This window comes from Paenibacillus tarimensis (genome assembly GCF_021532315.1).
GTDB lineage: Bacteria > Bacillota > Bacilli > Paenibacillales > Paenibacillaceae > Paenibacillus_I > Paenibacillus_I tarimensis.
The window spans coordinates 35794-54255 of sequence record NZ_JAKGAO010000015.1; the positions used below are offsets into that span (position 1 = coordinate 35794).

Consider the following 18462-nt stretch of genomic DNA (forward strand, 5'->3'; position numbering starts at 1 on the left):
AAGCACGAACAAGGAGTTCATCATGTCCCAGAAACCGGCAGCATACAGCCGCGCCTATGCGGCAGCCGTAAGTTATGCCATCGTAATTGGCTTCTCATTCCTGTTTGTTAAGCTGGCACTTGAGGCCGCTCATCCGGTAGATACCCTTGCCCACCGGTTCACCATTGCCTTGGCTGCCGCCTTTATTGCCCTGATTGCGGCCCGTCAGCGGCCTGTTCTTGGGTGGAAGGAGATTTTGGCCATTCTGCCGTTGGCCTTATTTTACCCATTTTTGTTCTTTACTTTCCAAACCTTTGGCCTTGTTTTCACTACCTCATCGGAGGCTGGTATTATTCATGCCACCGTCCCGGTCTTCACCATGCTGCTTGCCTCTGTATTCCTGAAGGAGAGGTCCACCTGGCTTCAGAAGCTGTTCACCCTGCTGACGGTCGCCGGAATTGTATCGATCTTCGTTCTGAAGGGCGTACAGTTCGAAGCGGCAAGCTTGACCGGTATCGTATTAATTCTGCTGTCCGCGCTGTCTTCAGCGGCCTACACCGTGCTAGCCAGAAGGCTGACCCAACGGTACGCGCTGCTGCAGCTGACCTTCTACATGAGCCTAATCGGATGTATTGCCTTCAACCTGATGGCCGCTGCCCGGCATATAGCGGAAGGCACACTTCACCAGTATGTCGAGCCCTTTACTCACCCGGGCTATCTGGGGGCGGTGCTGTATCTTGGGGTGATGTCTTCCCTGGTATCCTCACTGCTGTCGAACTATGCCTTATCCATTATGGCTGCCACCCGAATGAGCGTGTTCAATAACCTGTCCACCATGATTACTATCGTTACGGGTGCCGTTATCCTAGGTGAGGCGCTTCAAGCCTTTCACTACATCGGTGCGGCGATGGTCATTATGGGGGTTATAGGGGCGAGTCTTAGCAAGGAGAAAGCGGTGAGGCACACACGCAGCAGGCGGTAGAGGAAAGAAGTGGAGCATATGCCACTGGCAATAAAAATAAGGGACAATCCCATAAGTCATAAACGACTTAAGGAAGCCCCTCATTCAATTTATAAATCCGGCTTCAGCAGTCCAATCTCATCGTAGTGCCTGAGCGTCTTGACGAAGGTCTATTTCAAATATTTTGCACAGGGGCTGGCCGGCATTTTATTACCTGGGAAATGTTTTTTCGACAGCAGGCATAAGAAGAAGGGGCAAAGACCGTAGTCTCTGCCCCGCGTTACGTCCATTATTAGCTCTCTATCTTGAGCGCATCGATGATGTTTTCCTTCTTCAGCTTGCGGCTCGCATACATCATCGTCAGGAAGACGATGATAAACACGCCCGCCACGCAGTATCCAATCTCCCTCCACGGCAGCAAGAATTCGAAGGCGAAGACGCCGCTGAAGCTGGAGTACATCCATAAGCTGATCAGAATGCTGACCGGCAGACCGTAGGCGAGTGCCTTCAGACCGTAGAATATGGATTCATAATTCATGATTTTGTTGAAGCCTTGAGGCGTTAGTCCCACCGATTTGAGCATGGCGAACTCCCGGCGCCGCAGTGCAATATTCGTACTGATTGTGTTAAAGATATTCGTAACGCCGATCAATGTAATCAAGCTGACGAAGCCGTAGAGGAAGATACTGACGATCGTCTTCATCCGGTCTACCTGCTCCTGTACGCCAACCCTGCTGAAGACAGATAGATCAGATGCAGAGGAGTAAGACTGGTTAATCGTCTGAATTTGAGTCTCTAACGACGTATAGTCAACGCTGTCAGCCAGCTTCATGAACAGCTGCGCCCGGTTAGCTTCCTCCTGTGATTCGGGGTGCATGGCAGCTGCCAGGTGGTCATAGACCTCTTCCGATACGATCAGATTAACCGCACTCGGCGTAGTGGTTGCGACTCCAAGCGGATAACTGTCTGTAATGGAGCCGATCTCTACTTCAAAGGTGACCGGGTCCTTATAGTCCGTATATGCATTTTCGGTCAGCTTCAGTCTCTCTCCGGCATTGATCCGCAGCGGCTCATATTGGACAAGCTTCGGTCCGTCAATGGTATTGGAGTTAATAAGAATTCCCTGCGGTTCTTCCGGATTCTTGTAGTCACCAGCTTCCAGCCCCAACGAAGCGGCATAGCTGTCAAACTGCTTCTCTTGCAGTGCGGTTATGAATATAAGCAGCTGGTACTCGCCCTTATCGTTAGTATAAATGCTGAGGAAATCTTCATCCTGCTTCTTAAGGCCCTCAGCAATATAGCTGCCAAACTGGCTTATGTCCAGATTCTCAGCCACACCAATTACTTGACGGATTACCGAATAATCCGTTACCCCGTCAAGCGCGGTGATCTCGTCATAGAGCTCCAGCTGTTCTTCTATCGGCCCCTCGTACTTCTGCACGGCCATATCAAAGGTCATCTTCCCGTAATACATGTTGCTGCTCGCAAAACCGTAGGTCATGAAGGTCGAGAATGAGACGAACAGTACGATACTGATGAACAACGAGAAGACCGTTGCCCGATAGCGCTTGCTGTTGCGCTTCAGGTTCTTGAGCGCGAGCTCGCCCTCAATGCCGAACAAGGCTCTGGTCAAGCGGGATGTGCGCAGCTTCTTCCCCTTGATCTTGATATCGGTGGTCAGCCGGATGGCCTCAACCGGCGAAATCTTGGAAGCACGCAGTGCCGGCACGTAAGCCGACAGGAAGATTGTAAGGGCAACGAAGAGTACCGTTACGAGCACGGTATAAGGCGAGACAATCAAGCGCAGGGACACATCCACATTAGAGCCATACAGGGAATCCATAAGCAGCCTGTTTACAAAATGGAGTGTTACGCCAATCCCGCCGATGCCCGACAGGATGCCGATCGGGATCGCGATAAGCCCCAGAACCGTTCCTTCCAGGAAAACGACCCGGCGGATCTGACGTGCCGTTGCCCCGACGCTGGACAGCATACCAAACTGCTTCTTCCGCTCGCTGACCGAAATCGCGAATGCGTTATAGATGACGGCTACTGAGCCAACCACAACGAGCAGGATAATAATAAGCCCAATGATCTGAAACATCTGGTTCACGTTGTCACGGTCGGAAACGCCCAGAAATTTGAGAAGCTCCTTATTGTAGCTGACCCTCTCGGCTTCGGCTTCTTCTCCCATGCCCGGGGCTCGGTCATAAATCTTCCGGGGATTATCCGATACGATCGACACATTAACCTTGTCGGACGGCTGCAGCTGGCTGCGGTCCAGATAACTGATGACCGTTACACCCGGTTCAATATTTGTTTCATGGTGAGGACGATGGATAACACCGGTTACTGTGTAGGTTTTCGTCATGAGGATTTCCAGCTCTTCGTTATCCGACAGAGGCTCTTCCCCCACCGGAGTGCCATCCACGACTCGTCTGCCAATATCCAGCGTCAGCGTATCGCCGATCTTAAGCTTCTCTACCTTGCCGTACAGAAGCTCCTCGGATACAACAAGCTCCCCATCCTTCTCAGGAAGCCGGCCTTCCTTCAGCTTCACGGGAAAATGCTCAAACGCCGTCTTATCATAGCTCCTCACAAGCATATAGGGCTTGTTGGCGTTGGCCGGCTGATCAAGTGCGGCATATCCCAGCCTCTTGCTGAGCATGGCCGTTTCGGTATATGCGTGTTCTTCTATATATTTGCTGTTCTCCAGCGGAACATTAACGAACGTGGCATGATGGCTGCCGTCGGTCTGCTTCGCCCCTTCCACCATGACATCCTGGAAGCTGGCTATCAAGGTTGCGACCCCGCAGATCATCGCCGCTGACAAAATAATTCCGATCAGGGTGACGACCGTCCGGCTGCGGTTCAGCTTCAGATTGCGAAGGGTTAGCTGCCAGATGACATTCACGACCGGATCACCTCATCCTTCACGACCTGTCCGTCGCCAAGCGTGATAACCCGGTCCGCCTGCAGCGCGATCTGCGGGTCATGCGTGATCATAATGAGCGTCTGGTTGAAACGTTTGTTCGAGAACTTCAAGAGGTCCAGTATCTCCTTCGAGTTCTTGCTGTCGAGGTTGCCTGTCGGCTCATCGGCCAGCACCAGCGCAGGATGGCTGATCAGCGCCCGCCCAATTGATACCCGCTGCTGCTGTCCGCCTGAGAGCTCATTCGGCAGATGGTGTGTCCGCTGATTCAAGCCCAGCGTCTCCACGATCTGCTGCAGCTGCTTCTTTTCCACCTTGCGGCCGTCGAGCAGCAGCGGCAGCGTAATATTTTCCTCAACGTTCAGAATCGGGATCAGGTTGTAGAACTGATAGATTAGGCCGATCTGCCGTCGCCTGAAGATCGCCAATTGGGTTTCATTCAGGCTGTAGACATCCGTCCCGTCGATGAATACCTTGCCGCTGGTCGGACGGTCCACCCCGCCCAGAATGTGAAGCAGCGTCGATTTGCCCGAACCGGAAGCTCCGATGATCGCCACAAACTCGCCCTTGTTCACGCTGAAGGATACGTTGTCGAGAGCCTTGACCTGTATGTCGCCTTTACCATATATCTTGGACAGATTCTCTACCTTCAAAATTTCCATAAGAGAAACGACTCCTTTAAGGTTGATAGGCTTAGTATAAAGGAGCAAAATGACTGCCCGGTGACAAGGACGGTGACAATATTGTCACTTTCCTACCGTCTTGAAGAAGGTGATTGTGAAGGTCGTACCTTCTCCCTGCTCGCTCTGAACGGTGATATCGCCTCCCTGTGTCCGGATGATGGCATGTGTCATCGCCAGGCCGATTCCGACACTGTCATCGCCGGCGTTCTTCCCCTTATAGAAGCGGTTGAAGATGTAGGGCAGGTCTTCCCTGTCGATGCCTTCGCCGGTATCGGTGATTTCCAGTCTGGTGTAAATCGGGTTGTCCAGGATGGCGATCCGGACTTGCCCATGCTCAGGCGTATGCTCAACCGCATTCTTAAGAATGTTGATCAGCGCTTCGCAAGTCCAGTTGAAGTCGCCGGTCAGCATAATTGGTGTGCCGCCCGCCGCTCCTTCACTGCGCTGCTCTTCTACCACAGCATCAATCATCTTGATCTCGAGCGGAATGCTGAGCGTATCCAGCGCCTTGTTAACCAGTGCCCGCAGCTCATAAGGCTCCTGCTTCATGGCAGCCGTCCCCGCATCCAGCTTCGACAGCTTCAGCAGCGAAGTAACAAGCCAGTCCATCCGCTTCAGCTGCCCCCGCATGCGGGACAAGAACTCGGCCGTCTTCTCCTCCCCGGGTCCCTCCTGCAGCAGATCATTCAGCACGAACAGGGATGTCATCGGTGTCCGAAGCTGATGCGAGATATCTGCGATCGAAGCCGCCAGGCTCAGCTTGTCCTGCTCGGACAGCTCCGACTGCTCGCGCAGCATCGTCGTAATCTTGTAGATCTCATTCTTCAGGATGCTGAGGTCGCCCTCATCGTTATCCCGTATATCCAGGGAGTCATCTCCCCCCGCGACCTTCTCCGCATAAGCTGTAATCTGCTGCAGCTTGTTATAATGCCGCTGCTGCGTGAACAGGAGCACGGCCGTGAAGCCGCAGCAGGCGAGAACCGCCAGAGCCGCATACAAAGCCAGATTCACCCGGAAGCTCCTCTGGATCAAGTCAGAGCCGGTCTCCAGAAGATCGGATGCATCCAGACCGTACTTGGCAAGAATGACCTTACCCGCCTGGACATGTCGATCTTCCGGATGCTGCAGCTGCTGGACGATCAGCCTGTCCGCATCCGGGTAGCTCGCCGTAATCGTTCCCATTATGGCCGCGTTGCTGCGCCCCAGCTCCTCCCGGAGCATATGCGTGCTGTACAGCGACATGCCGGCTGCAATCAGCAGCAGTGCTCCCGCCAGCAGGACCAGCATCACCAGCAGCCGCTTGATCTCCGGGTTTCTACTCAGCATGAGCCGTGCCTCCTGCCCGGTACCCCAGGCCTCTCACCGTCTGGATAATCTGAGGATTCTGCGGATCATCTTCAATCTTCTCCCGCAGCCGCTTGATGTAGACTGTCAGCGTATTATCATTGACAAAATCGCCGGCCACATCCCATATGGCCTCCAGAATTTGGCTGCGGCTCAGCACCTGCTCCTCATGGGAGGCGAAGGTCAGCAGCAGCTTATACTCCAGTGCCGTCAGCGTAATTTCGGCACCATTCTTGAAGACGCGCGCTTCGGACGTATGGACTGTCACACTGCCAAGCTGAATCTCGGCCTTCCTTCCTGTCTGGCTGCGATACCGGCGCAGAACACTCTTGATCCGCGACACCAGCTCCCGCACACGGAACGGCTTAGTCACATAGTCATCCGCCCCCATATCGAGGCCCATCACAACGTTCACCTCGTCATCATGTGCGGTGAGGAAGATCACCGGCGTCTCACTGTCCGCACGGACGCGCTGGCAGATCTCGAAGCCGTTCCCATCCGGCAGCGATACATCCAGCAGGTATAAGTCGAACTGCTCCCGGCCCATCAAATCCTTGGCATTCTTGACATTATGGCATACGCGGGTTTCGAAGCCTTCCTGCTGCAGCGAATATTCTATTCCCATCGCAATGGTCTTGTCATCTTCTACAATTAGAATCCGGCCCAACTTAAAGCCCTCCCACACGAACGGTCGTTTATCATACAGCTACCTATTATACCAGTTCAGGTACCCGCAGGACTTTAACTGATTTTTAATTTATATCGCGGGAAATATCATTTACATATTGATTGCAAGGTGTTTAAATGGATAGATATTCATAAATGAGTTTCATTTCTTACTATACTTCAAGTAATGAGGTGGTGCTGTAATGGATAGAGTCGACTGCAAAATATTGGAGCTGCTGCAGGAGAATGCCCGGATTTCGATGACCGAGCTGGGCCAGTCGGTTGGATTATCCACCCCTGCCGTCAAGGAGCGCGTCAAGAAGATGGAGGACCGCAACCTGATCGAATCCTACCGGGCCATCGTGAATCCTGAGCAGCTGGATAAACATGTAACGGCCTTCATCCTGTTCGACACCACCGCTTGCAAGCCGTTCAGAGAGTTCTGCCAGTCTCACCCGATGGTATATGAATGCCACCGCTTAGCCGGTCAGTACAGCTACATGGTAAAGGTCGCAGCCGAGTCCGTTCAGGAGCTGGAAACATTCATCGACGCTTCGATGGCATTTGGCCGCCCGTCCACCTTCATCAGCCTGTCCTCTCCGGTCAAATACAAACCTGTCCTGCCGACGCTTGAGGCTTCAAGCTAGGCATGTCTTGTCAATCCGGTTACGAAAGATGGATAGTCCTCGCAACCACAACAAGAGTTTTCATAAAAAAGGAGAATATAAATTGGATATTGGTTTATCGTTACTATGGCTAACCGTAGTCTATGTCTTAATAACGCTCGTAGGTATATTGCATACGATCTATAATTGGAAGTTCTTAGGAATGGAGAGCAAGCAAGGAACTAAGCCATCAAAAGTTTTAGCCTATAAGAAAACTGAGCCCTATCACCCGCTTTATAACATTATATTATTTCCCATATTCTCTTATATCTATTTGGTACAGGTCAATCCCGCTAACTTGTACCAAGAAGCTCTTATTATAGCTGCTACTTGGACGGCTATTACAATTATTGTAGATTTAATAGGATGGGTGCTTATTAAGCATCCTTGGTACATGACGTTTAAAGAAATGTATATCGACTATCAACCTTGGATTACTTTAATTTATATTAGTATTTTTGTTAGCCCATTCATTGCGGCCTTTCTAATCTAGTTACACTAGAATCTTTAAGATTACTTAAGCATAGTGGGCACGAAATGTTCCAGTCACGTTGCAAGAGTCAAGAAACTGAGATAAAAATCACTGATACAGCACAAAAAAAGCATGCTGGACGACATCCGGTCTACAACCCGTTTAAGTCCAACATGCTTTTATTAAATTCCCGGCTAATACGGAAGAGCAGGAAAACTCCTCCCCTTCCTTGCCAGCCTTATATGCCTACTGACTGATGTCCTCCGCAGACCCTGCCATGAAAGCCTGCACTTCCCGCCAGCCGGGCAGGGCTGGGATGGCCCCCGGCCGCGTTGTCGTAAGCGCCGCTGCTGCGTTGGCAAAGCCCAGCATGCCAACTGCTTGGTCACGCCCGATATCATGCAGTCCTCCCGGATGCAGATGCAGCTGATGCAGCAGCGCCCCGATGAACGAGTCACCGGCGCCCGTTGTATCCACGGCCTGCACCTTGTGGCCTGGAACAGACGCGGTGAAGCTCTGGGAATACCAGTCGGCGCCCGCCGCGCCTCGCGTATAGATGACATGCTCCACATCTCCAATAAACAGCGAAGCGATGCCCTCCTGCTCGTCCTCCATGCCAGTTATGAAGGCCAGCTCCTCGTCACTGATCTTCACCAGCCGGCTCAACGGCAGAAACTCCAGAATCGCACGCCTGCATTCCTCCGGGTCCTGCCAAAGCGGCAGCCGCACATTCGGATCAAAGCTGATGAGCGCGCCTGCCGCTCTCGCTTTGCGAATGGCTGCGAGATGCGCGTATTTTACCGGCGCTTCAATTAGGTCCACCGAGCCAAAATGCAGCACATCTCCGCTATTGAACCAGTCGCCGATCTCTTCCTCCCGCAGCAGCATGTCTGCACTCGGATTGCGGTAGAACGAGAAGTCGCGGTTGCCGTCCTCCTTCAGACTGACGAAGGCAAGTGCTGTATTCGCCTCCGCTGTCCGCAGTACGCGGGACACATCAGCGCCCGCCGCTTCCATTGTCTCCACCAGAAAGTCGCCGAACGCATCGGCGCTGAGCTTGCCGATGAAGGCGCCGGTCCCGCCTAGACGCGCCACCGCACAGGCCACGTTGGCAGGCGCCCCGCCCGCGGCCTTGCTGAAGGAGTCGACATCCTTCAAGCCCGCACCCTTGCGGTCCGGCATAAAATCAATCAAAGCTTCCCCAATTGTAAATACAGTCGGCATCGTTTACTCCCCCAGCCTGATATCCCATTTGCGAATCGATTTCAGCACGCAGCCTGTACCTTCTGCGAATACCCGGATGCCAAGCGACTCCGGCTGCGGATAGATCCGCGCTGTCATCACCTGCTCTCCGTCCCCGATGAACACTTCCACCGATGACTTATCCACGAACACGCGCAGCTTCAGCCTGCCTTCGGCAAGGCCGACAGCCGCCCGCCGCTCGCCGCCCGGCCCCATTCCCGCGCGGTCGCGGTTCAGGATGACCATTCCGCTCGCCGCATCGTAAGCCAGGATCGTCTCATCCGCCGCGCCAGCCCGGAGCTTCAACCCGAACAGCGCCGCTTCTCCTGCCTCAAACTCTGCCTCAAGCTCGTAGCAGTCGCCCTTCATGTCCAGCTCTGTCTCGCCAGCCAGCGGGGTCTGGCGAAGCTCTTCCAGCTCACCCCGGTAAGCCTCCAGCTCGGGCAGCGGCCGGTACAGCACCCTGTCCCCGTCCAGTACCGCCTCACGCGGCAGGCTCATGGCCCCGGCCCAGTTATGGCCAAGCTTCTGGGTAGGCATGTCGGCTTCCCACATGTCCATCCAGCCAATCACAATCCGCCTGCCCTTGTCGTCTAGCGTGGACTGCGGCGCATAGAAGTCAAAGCCATGGTCGACCTGCGCATTCCGCTCCGAGTGGAATACGCCCTGCTCTGCGTCAAACCGCCCCACAACCGCCATCGTGGAATGAAGGTTGCGGTACTGCTCGCCTTGAGCCGGCATCCGCTGCGGGGACAGCATGAAGACATGCTTATCGCCTAGCGGGAACAAATCCGGGCATTCCCAGTTATCGCCGAAGCGCCCGTCGCTTGCAGCCAGTACATTCACATAGGTCCAATTACGCAGGTCATCCGAGCGGTACAGCAGAACAAGTCCGTTGCCCTTCGCGTCGTTGGAGCCGAGCACAACATAATAGCGTCCCTCATGCGTGAACACCTTCGGATCACGGAAGTCCTTGCGGCTTATCCCCTCGGGAATCTCGTCGTACCCGATAACCGGATTATCCTCCAGCTTAGTGAAGGTTACGCCGTCCTCCGATATGGCAATCCCCTGAGACTGCTTGTAATCCCGGTCCTTGTCCGGTCCGGTCATCACATGGCCGGTGTACATCAGCAGCAGCTTGCCGTCCTGCTCGATTGCGCTGCCTGAGAAGCAGCCGTCCCGGTCAAATTCGGTATCCGGCGCAAGCGCGACCGGAAGGTAGGTCCATTTGAACAGATCACGGCTGACCGCATGCCCCCAGTGCATAGGCCCCCACACCGAGTCATACGGATAATGCTGATAGAACAAGTGGTACTCGCCGTTAAACTGCACGAAGCCGTTCGGGTCGTTCATCCAGCCAACCTCTGCCATCAGATGATAGTGAAGGCGGTAATCGGGCCGTACCTCCGCCTTCCGCTCGCGGATATAACGGTCAGCACGCTCCCGTGTATATGTTCTCTCTTGCTGCATCCCCTATCCCATCCTAACTGTCAGTTATAGTCATCTCTATTCCATGGCATTCTATTTAATCGATCCCTGCATGACACCGCGGATAATATACTTCTGCGCAAACAGATAGACCACAATGACAGGCAGAATCGTCAGCACAAGTCCAGCCATAAGCGGCCCGTAATCAACGGAATAGGTTCCGTAGAAATTATAGGTCGACAGCGGCAGCGTCCGCTGCGCGGGTCCGGTAAGAATGAGAGACGGCAGCAGGAAGTCGTTCCATACCCACAGCACGTTCAGGATCGAAATTGTAGCGGTCGTCGGCGCAAGCACCGGGAATACGATCCGGAAGAATGTCTGCCTGCGCGTGCAGCCGTCGATCATCGCCGCTTCCTCCAGCTCCGCCGGTACACTCTTTACAAAGCCATGGTAGATAAAGACCGCCAGCGAGCTGCCGAAGCCGAGGTACATATAGATCAGCGACAGCTTACTATTCAGCATGCCCAGCGAGCCGTAAACTTTTACCAGCGGAATCATGATCGCCTGGAATGGAATAATCATCGAGGCCACCATGAGCAGGAAGGTATATTGATTAAATTTCGTATTATTGCGGACAAAATAGTGCGCCGTCATAGCTGCGCAGAGCGCAATGATCAGCACGCTTGCCACCGTAATGACCAGCGAGTTTGTAAACGCGGCAATATAGTTCATTTTATCAAAAGCATTCATATAATTCGCCAAATCCAGACGTTCCGGCAGCGAGAGCGGATTGGCGGTAATGTCCTGGTTAGCCTTAAATGAGTTCAGCAGCAGCAGGACAAACGGCACGATAAACAGCAGCAGCGTGAGGGCCAGCACGACATATTTGAGCCATGCGGCCGATGAAGAACGGGAACCGACCATTATGCCTCCACCTCCATCTTCTTGCTGAAATACACCTGAATCAGGGTGATGGCTGCCACAAGCACGAACAGTACAAGCGCTTCCGCCTGTCCAACACCGTAATCACGGGAGAGGAACGCCTTGCCGTATACGTGCATAGAAACCATCTCCGTCGATTTGAACGGTCCGCCCTTGGTCAGCGCCAGGTTCACGTCATAGACCATGAAGGTCCGCTGCAGCGACAGGAAGATGCAGACAATGAAGGACGGCACCATCAAGGGCAGAACCATCCGCCGCATCTTGGTCCAGCCATTCGCTCCATCAATGCTTGCCGCCTCCATAATATCATTCGGCACACCCATCAGACCTGCGACGTAGATGACCATCATATAACCGGCGTACTGCCAGACGGTTACAATGACGAGCGACCAGAACGCCTTGTCGGGATCAGCCAGCCAGGAAGCGCTGAAGATGGGAATGCCGGCCTGCTGCCCGAAATAGACGAGCACATTGCTGAATATAAACTGCCAGATGAAGCCGAGGACAATGCCCCCGACCAGATTCGGCAGGAAGAAGCCCGCACGGAAGATGCTCTGTCCCTTCAGCCCTTTGGTCAGGACATAGGCAAGCGCAAAGGCTACCGCATTAATTAGAACAACCGAGAAGAATACATACTGAAGGGTTAGACCAAATGATTTCCAAAATACCGCGTCGCGGAATACTTCCCCGTAATTCTGAAAGCCGACAAAGGACTGTGTCGTCGATATGCCATCCCAGTTCGTGAACGTCAGATATATGCCGTACAGGAACGGAATGATCATAACCGTTATGAATGCAAACAGAGTCGGCCCGGTAAAGAGCAGCCGTGTCAGCAGGCGGTTCCATCCTTTTTCCTTAATCATTCTAATCCCTCTCTATCTGTAAGAATCCTGTGCAAGACTGCCGGTCTTAAGAAGCAAGAATGGATAAGACACATGCGGTCCTATCCATCCGTTACGTCTGTTGCCTTCCCTGTGTCTGTGCAGGCAGCTGTATTTACTTCACATTTTTCCAGTAGTTCTCAATTTCCGTGATCAGCCCGGCACGGTCTCCCGCCTTGGCCAGATACTTCTGCATGGAGGAGCCGAGCTGTGCCCAATGGTCCGCAGGCAGCGTGCTCATGGATTGCTGCGTCTTGCCCGCTGCAATGTGCCCCTGAATGGACTTGCCGAGCGGATCGGCGGCCGGAATCGTAATATTGCTGAATGCCGGGATAATATTGGCTTTGTTCACCAGGTAATCCTGTCCCTTCTCGTCATAGACCAGCCATTCGAGGAACTTCTTCGCCGCTTCCTGCTGCTCTGGGGTGCTGAATTCCTTGTCAATCACCAGCCGCTTGGAAACCGCCGTGGAAATCTCCGAGTTGCCGAAGTCTTCCGGATTGTTGCTGATCGGTACCGGCAGGAAGCCATACTGGCCTTCCGCGGTGTCAAAGCTGCTGAGCTGCGGCCATGCCCAGTTGCCCATGAACCAAATGCCGACCTCTCCCTTGCCTAGCAGCTCGGGACCACGCTCATATGTGCCGGCAAGCGGCGAAGCGCTGTCAATGTTATGAGCCATCATCAGATCAAAGGTGTCCATCAGGCCGTTGAAAGGCGCATTGTTCGCCAGATCAACCTCACCTGCTCTAAGCGATTCTATGAACTTATCTACCTCAGCCAGGTCCTTGCTCTGTGTTGCGTAAGCGAGCGGCAGGTAGTGGGCGCCAAGTGACCAGTCCATCGGCGAGATCACAAGCGCCTTCTTGCCGGTTGCTTCGATCTGCTTGAACAGACTTGCGAGGTCATCACGCGTCCGGATCGTCGAAGGGTCAAATTCGCCGCCAACCGCCTCATCAACTACCTTCTTGTTATAAATGAAGCCGTAGCCTTCAATAGCCAGCGGGAAGGCATAATTCTTACCGTCAAAGGTCGTATGCTCAGTTGCGTTAGGTACCGTATCCGCCATCCACTTCTCACCGTTCAAGTCCAGTACACGATCCTTGAACTTCTCTACATCACCGGTATCCAGCATCGTGATCGTAGCCGGGTTCCCTGATGCATACAGCGTGGAAGCCCGCTCGAATGGGGACTGCCCAGCCGGCACAAGGGATACCTCGAACGTAATGTCCGGGTTGCTTGCAGAAAACGCCTTGGCCGCCTCTTCCAGCGGCTGCTGAATTTCACCCTTGGAATTAAGCAGCGTAACCTTGACGCTCTTGCCGCCAGTGGAGCCGCTGCCTCCCTCCTGGCCGTTATTCGCTGCGTTGCCGCAAGCGCTGAGCACCATAATAACCAGCAGTGAAAGAATAAGTATGGAAGTGCTTGAACGTTTCTTCATATTCCTGTTCCCCCAATGTGTGAGTGAATTTAACCGCTTACAAGGCTATTGTATGTCAAACGTTTATCATATGTCAACCCTTTGACATGTCATTCGTTTGACATAGACGTTTGGGGGGTGTTATCTACGGGTATTCGGATGATCGTGAATAGGATAGATTCGAACCATACCTTGCATTACAAGACTATTAATGTTATCCTTCACGTATACCATGTAATACAAGATACTTTATAATCATAACCCTTGTATTACAAGTTAGTTGAGAAAGGAGGGGGGAATTTGTCGACAACACAAATGCTAAAGGGCATCATTGATGGCTGTTTGCTGGCAATTATCAAGGATAAAGAAGTATATGGTTACGAAATGGCGGAAAAACTTGAGAGTTATGGTTTCCACTCTTTTAGTGAGGGTACAATTTATCCCTTGTTATTGAGGATGCAGAAGGAAGGGTTGGTAGTATCCACCTTAAAAGAATCCACAGCGGGACCAAAAAGAAAATATTATTCACTGACTCCAAAGGGGGAGTTAGAATTGAATGAATTTATAGAACGTTGGAACAATTTACAGTCTAATGTTAACAAAGTACTGCGTTGTGAATCAGATACAAAAGATACAAAAGGAGCTGAGATCATTGAAGAATGAGTTAATACTTTCCAAAAAAAGCAAAGATTTCTTGGGGAACTTACGTGTTTATTTATTTTCAAGTGGTAAAAAGCAGGATGAGATTGAGGAAATTGTGGATGAATTAGAAATTCATTTGTCCGAAGCTGAAAGAGACGGGAAATCCATTGAGAAAATTATCGGGAAATCACCGAAAGAATATATGGAGATGGTTTCTAATGAGATGGTAATTGACTATCGAACATGGTTTAAATACATTTGCATAATCATTTTTGGAACATTTTCTTTTACAATTTTCCCTGACCTATTAGAAGGCAACCTTTCCTATTCTGTCTTGGAAATTATCGGACATATTGTGATTGGTACAATATTTATTGCTTCTGCTTTTGCAGGACTTAAATATAGTTCTACAGCAAATCAATCTTTTAAAAAACAAGGGTTTATATTGGCTGGTATAGCGATACTGCCTATCGTTCTGTTTGTTGGGTTAATCTACCTAAATAGAGCCATCGACACTCCCACCATTCATTTCGGCAATATGAGTAGCCTGATCATCGGCATAATCACAACACTCTTTATAATAGGTGTTTCCATTTGGACAAAATCCTGGATTTTAGTCATTATAATAGCATTGCTAACACTTCCCGATTATTTACTAAATCTGACCACTGTCCAGCACGAAACACAACTAATCATTAGTACGATCGTAACTTTTGGAGGAATTGCCATTTACCTATGGATATCGTCTAAATTGAAAAAAAACAAGTGAAGATTAAAAGTAATGATGACCAGCGGCCCCATTCGATTAACTTCGAGAGCCAAAGGGCGGGAGGGCGGCAGACTTCACCGCGTCCCCGCCCTGCTATTTTCAGCTCTTGGTTCAGGTTGTCGCACGCTCAATCAGCTCAACCGGCAGCGTATTGTTCATCTCGTACGGCTCGCCCTCCAGCTGCCGGCGGATCAGCTCGACTGCCAGACGCCCGATCTCGGCAATCGGCTGCCGCACGGTCGTAATGGCAGGTGTCAGCCAGGAGGCGGCGCTTATGTCATCGTACCCGATAATCCGCATCTCATCCGGTACGCGGCGACCGATCTTCACGCACCCCTTCACCGCAAATGCGGCAATAATGTCGCTTGTCGCGAAGATGCCGTCCACATCCGGATGCTGGTCGAGCAGCTCCTGAATGATCCGCGCGTACTGCTCCTGGTCAAACACATTCATATCCGTCTGGATAGTCATATGCTCGATGCCGTGCTTGTCCGCCGTATCCCGGAAGCCTTCGCTTCTGCTGTTCGCCAGCAGATCCAGCTCCAGATTCCCGCAGATATGCGCCAGTTTTCGGCAGCCCTTCCCGATTAGCAGCTCGGTTGCCAGCACGCCTCCCCGGTAATTGTCTGAAGAGATGAACGGAATCTTCTCCCCGATCCGGCGGTCTATCGTCACAATCGGCGACCGGAGACTGACGTACTCCTCCACCTCAAGCGTATGGCTGCCCATAATAATGCCGTCCACCCGGTTGCGCTTCAGCATCTCGATATAGTCCCGCTCCTTGGCCGGGTCCAGCTGGGAATTGCAGAGCAGAACCTTGCAGCCGTTCTCATACGCATAGTACTCCACCTGGCTTGCGAGCTCACTGAAGAATGGATGCGATACATTCGGAATAATAAGGCCAATGATATTGGACTGCTTGCGCAGCAGAGACCGGGCGATCTCATTGGGCTGATAATTAAGCGCATCCATCGTTTCGAATACTTTCTTCCTCGTCGCTTCGCTTATGTATCCTCTGTTATTCAGCACACGCGATACGGTCGTAACCGACACGCCCGCCTGCTGTGCCACATCATGAATCGTTGCCATATTACCATCTCTCGCCTGTATAGGATTTGCTTCAAACTATACCGGATCACGGTGCCTGGCACAAGCCTTGATGAGCACTTTATGCAGCAGCTGGCGGGCTCATGCCATCTTCGTTCTCCCTTATTCAGACCTTTAAAATAATATAGGACGGGCGGATACACCGCCCATCAGTACAATAGGGCTAAGATATGCTGCCAATAAACAGAACAACCGCCCAAAGCACCACCTATTGCAAATTATGGGTAGGTTTTCATGGAAATTATATACTTCTTTGGGAAAAATAAAAAAGCCTGCTTCTACCCGATAACGGGTAGGTGCAGGCTCTGTGAGCTTTACCACATTAATTAACTAAAATACACTTGCTCCAAAATATACTTGGAGCTGCCGTACTGCTCAGCGCTGAAGACGAAGTTAACGTAGAAGGTGCTGAATGCATCCCAGCCCGGCGGCTGAATGCCGTACTTAAACGTCTGCGAGAACTCATTCTTCTCACTCACATAAGTCACGTCTACACCGCTCAGCTTCACCTTCTTGATCGCTGCCACATAACTCTTCACCTTAGCCGCACTGTTAGCTTCCTTACCGCCATTAACGTACTCCGCGAACTGCTCCTTCAGTTTATCCTGACCTGTAATGATCGGGGAGTTCGGGAGAGCTTTGGATGTGTATTTGTCTACATAGGCATTAAAGGTCGTGAACTTGCCCGTTTCTAGCGCCTTGGCATAAATCCCTGCCAGCTTCAGCGCTTCGGCCTTCATCTTGGCCGTCATTACCTTGTCGCCGCCCTTAAGCTCGATAAGATATTGAGACTGCTTGGGCATTACTGGGGCTGCTGCCGCATCCGCCTTGGCTGCTTCTGCTGCGCCTTGGCCGATAAATACGGTCTTCGTCGGGCTGCTCCAGCCGATCTCGGTGCCAACCGCTTCCGCAACCGCACGGGCAGGCAGATAAGTGTTGCCGTCATAGGTAATCGGCGTAGCTTTGGAGCCGTCCGCATTCAGCGGGGTCCAGGAGCTGCCGTTCAGTTCAAACTTGATGTCATGGTTGAGGTATGCCGTGATCTTCTGCAGTCCCGTGGCACCGAAGGCACCTACCGCACCGAATACCAGACTCGTAGCCAGGACAGAAGTCACGAATACGGATTTTTTCATTTCGATAAACTTCTTCATTGCTGCTGTTCCTCTCTCTGCTTAAATTAGGGAATCCGGTAAATCCGTGAACTATTTCAATTTAAAATAAATGAACGAGTCATTATACTCAATGCCCTGCGCTTGCTTACGGAATGCCAGCAGGCCCGGCTTGTCCTTAGGTACGCCCACGACAGCCTGTCCTGTAACTTCATAAGACTTCTTCTCGCCTGGGGCCACCTTAATACCCACGGTCTGCTCCCGCTCCTTGCTGTACAGCGAACCCTCGAAGCCATGATCGTTCGAGCCGATTACACTCTCCGTGCCATCCGCGCTCCGGGTACCCCAGATGCTCGGTCTGTAGATATTCAGGTACATGTCCTTCGCATCGGTGCCGGCCTTAAACCAGGCATCTGCTACCTTGATCGTTAGGTCAACCAGCATGTAGTTAACCTCATCTGTATTGTCCGGCTTCTGCAGGCCAAGCGCTTCAAATCCGGCAGACGTGATGGGAGCGGCCTTGTGCACTGTAATCGTATATGTAGCGCCATAGGAGCCGTTCTTCTCCGGCTTGTAATCCGATTGATCCGTATATGTATAGCTGGTGCCAATGGCGATCGGGTCAGACAGCGATCCCTTGTTCTTGCTTGCGACGGTGCTGCCAGTCGTTGTTCCTGTGGTCGTACCACCTGTGGATGGAACTGTCGGCGTACCGGTGACAGCCCCTGTGGAGGAACCTGCTTCGGCATCCGCCGCACCCTCGCCAATCGAGATGGTCTTCGTGCTGCCGTTCCAGCCGATGTCAGTGCCTACCGCATCCGCGATGGCACGTGCCGGGAGATATGTAGTGCCTTCATAGGTGATTGGTGTGATCTTCGAACCATCTGCGCTCCGAGGCGTCCAGGTGCTGCTGTTCAGGTTAAACTTAATGTCGTGATTCAGATAAGCCGTAATCTTCTGCAGTCCCGTGGCACCAAATGCGCCCACCGCACCGAACACCAGGCTTGTCGCCACGATGGTCGCCGCGAACGCGGACTTTTTCATGCGAATCTTCTTCATTGCTTTCCCTCTCTCTCTTCATGTTGAGCAGTAACCAGCTTTAAGAGAAGATGTCGAACCTCTCAAAACCAAGCCAATTATACCACTTCACCCAAGCCTTTACATGGGAATAATATCCTATAAGCAAGCAGGGCCTGCCCTCTCCATCACGGAGAAAACAAGCC

The 18462-nt window shown here is 52.2% G+C and carries 17 protein-coding genes; 5 read left to right on the plus strand and 12 right to left on the minus strand.

The window, feature by feature from the left end; all coding sequences use genetic code 11:
* Positions 1 to 22 precede the first annotated feature (22 nt).
* Positions 23 to 961, plus strand: a complete 939-nt coding sequence (locus L1N82_RS17100; protein WP_235288678.1) for a DMT family transporter — start codon at positions 23 to 25, stop codon at positions 959 to 961.
* A gap of 271 nt (positions 962 to 1232) precedes the next feature.
* Here the strand turns inward: L1N82_RS17100 and L1N82_RS17105 are convergent, their stop codons facing one another.
* From L1N82_RS17105 to L1N82_RS17120, 4 genes are all read right to left on the minus strand, one after another.
* Positions 1233 to 3854 (minus strand): ABC transporter permease, encoded by a 2622-nt coding sequence (locus tag L1N82_RS17105; protein ID WP_235288679.1) that lies wholly within the window; start codon positions 3852 to 3854, stop codon positions 1233 to 1235.
* Positions 3851 to 4534 carry an ABC transporter ATP-binding protein gene (locus L1N82_RS17110; RefSeq protein WP_235288680.1) on the minus strand — a complete coding sequence of 228 codons (684 nt, stop codon included), beginning with the start codon at positions 4532 to 4534 and terminating at the stop codon, positions 3851 to 3853. The genes L1N82_RS17105 and L1N82_RS17110 overlap by 4 nt, the downstream gene beginning before the upstream one ends.
* An 84-nt stretch (positions 4535 to 4618) precedes the next feature.
* Positions 4619 to 5881, minus strand: coding sequence for a sensor histidine kinase (locus L1N82_RS17115; protein WP_235288681.1), 1263 nt, complete (start codon positions 5879 to 5881; stop codon positions 4619 to 4621).
* Positions 5871 to 6566, minus strand: coding sequence for a response regulator transcription factor (locus tag L1N82_RS17120; protein ID WP_268822026.1), 696 nt, complete (start codon positions 6564 to 6566; stop codon positions 5871 to 5873). The genes L1N82_RS17115 and L1N82_RS17120 overlap by 11 nt, the downstream gene beginning before the upstream one ends.
* A gap of 202 nt (positions 6567 to 6768) precedes the next feature.
* Between L1N82_RS17120 and L1N82_RS17125 the strand changes: the two genes are divergently transcribed.
* Together L1N82_RS17125 and L1N82_RS17130 are read left to right on the plus strand one after the other, a co-directional pair.
* Positions 6769 to 7212, plus strand: a complete 444-nt coding sequence (locus L1N82_RS17125; protein ID WP_235288682.1) for an Lrp/AsnC family transcriptional regulator — start codon at positions 6769 to 6771, stop codon at positions 7210 to 7212.
* Between the two features lie 181 nt (positions 7213 to 7393).
* Positions 7394 to 7723, plus strand: coding sequence for a hypothetical protein (locus L1N82_RS17130; protein ID WP_235288683.1), 330 nt, complete (start codon positions 7394 to 7396; stop codon positions 7721 to 7723).
* A gap of 225 nt (positions 7724 to 7948) precedes the next feature.
* Here L1N82_RS17130 and L1N82_RS17135 read toward each other — a convergent pair whose 3' ends face one another.
* The 5 genes from L1N82_RS17135 to L1N82_RS17155 form a co-directional block, all read right to left on the minus strand.
* On the minus strand, positions 7949 to 8926 hold the full coding sequence (locus tag L1N82_RS17135) for a PfkB family carbohydrate kinase (RefSeq protein ID WP_235288684.1): 978 nt from the start codon (positions 8924 to 8926) through the stop codon (positions 7949 to 7951).
* A 3-nt stretch (positions 8927 to 8929) separates the two neighbouring features.
* Positions 8930 to 10414: a glycoside hydrolase family 32 protein gene (locus L1N82_RS17140; protein WP_235288685.1), complete on the minus strand. Its 1485-nt coding sequence runs from the start codon at positions 10412 to 10414 to the stop codon at positions 8930 to 8932.
* Positions 10415 to 10465: 51 nt separating this feature from the next.
* A complete protein-coding gene (locus L1N82_RS17145; RefSeq protein WP_235288686.1) occupies positions 10466 to 11296 on the minus strand; it encodes a carbohydrate ABC transporter permease in 831 nt (276 codons plus the stop codon).
* Positions 11296 to 12177 carry a carbohydrate ABC transporter permease gene (locus L1N82_RS17150; protein ID WP_235288687.1) on the minus strand — a complete coding sequence of 294 codons (882 nt, stop codon included), beginning with the start codon at positions 12175 to 12177 and terminating at the stop codon, positions 11296 to 11298. The genes L1N82_RS17145 and L1N82_RS17150 overlap by 1 nt, the downstream gene beginning before the upstream one ends.
* 133 nt (positions 12178 to 12310) lie before the next feature.
* Complete coding sequence (locus L1N82_RS17155; protein ID WP_235288688.1) at positions 12311 to 13633, minus strand: ABC transporter substrate-binding protein; 1323 nt, start codon at positions 13631 to 13633, stop codon at positions 12311 to 12313.
* Between the two features lie 294 nt (positions 13634 to 13927).
* Here L1N82_RS17155 and L1N82_RS17160 point away from each other — a divergent pair, with 294 nt between their 5' ends.
* Both L1N82_RS17160 and L1N82_RS17165 read left to right on the plus strand, forming a co-directional pair.
* Positions 13928 to 14275 carry a PadR family transcriptional regulator gene (locus L1N82_RS17160; RefSeq protein WP_235288766.1) on the plus strand — a complete coding sequence of 116 codons (348 nt, stop codon included), beginning with the start codon at positions 13928 to 13930 and terminating at the stop codon, positions 14273 to 14275.
* Positions 14265 to 15023: an HAAS domain-containing protein gene (locus tag L1N82_RS17165; RefSeq protein ID WP_235288689.1), complete on the plus strand. Its 759-nt coding sequence runs from the start codon at positions 14265 to 14267 to the stop codon at positions 15021 to 15023. Before L1N82_RS17160 ends, L1N82_RS17165 begins: the two co-directional genes overlap by 11 nt.
* A 111-nt stretch (positions 15024 to 15134) precedes the next feature.
* Here L1N82_RS17165 and L1N82_RS17170 read toward each other — a convergent pair whose 3' ends face one another.
* The 3 genes from L1N82_RS17170 to L1N82_RS17180 all read right to left on the minus strand — a co-directional run bounded on the left by L1N82_RS17170 (position 15135) and on the right by L1N82_RS17180 (position 18283).
* Positions 15135 to 16112: a LacI family DNA-binding transcriptional regulator gene (locus L1N82_RS17170; protein ID WP_235288690.1), complete on the minus strand. Its 978-nt coding sequence runs from the start codon at positions 16110 to 16112 to the stop codon at positions 15135 to 15137.
* Between the two features lie 344 nt (positions 16113 to 16456).
* Positions 16457 to 17281, minus strand: a complete 825-nt coding sequence (locus L1N82_RS17175; protein ID WP_235288691.1) for a stalk domain-containing protein — start codon at positions 17279 to 17281, stop codon at positions 16457 to 16459.
* Positions 17282 to 17332: 51 nt separating this feature from the next.
* Positions 17333 to 18283: a stalk domain-containing protein gene (locus tag L1N82_RS17180; protein WP_235288692.1), complete on the minus strand. Its 951-nt coding sequence runs from the start codon at positions 18281 to 18283 to the stop codon at positions 17333 to 17335.
* Between the last annotated feature and the right edge of the window lie 179 nt (positions 18284 to 18462).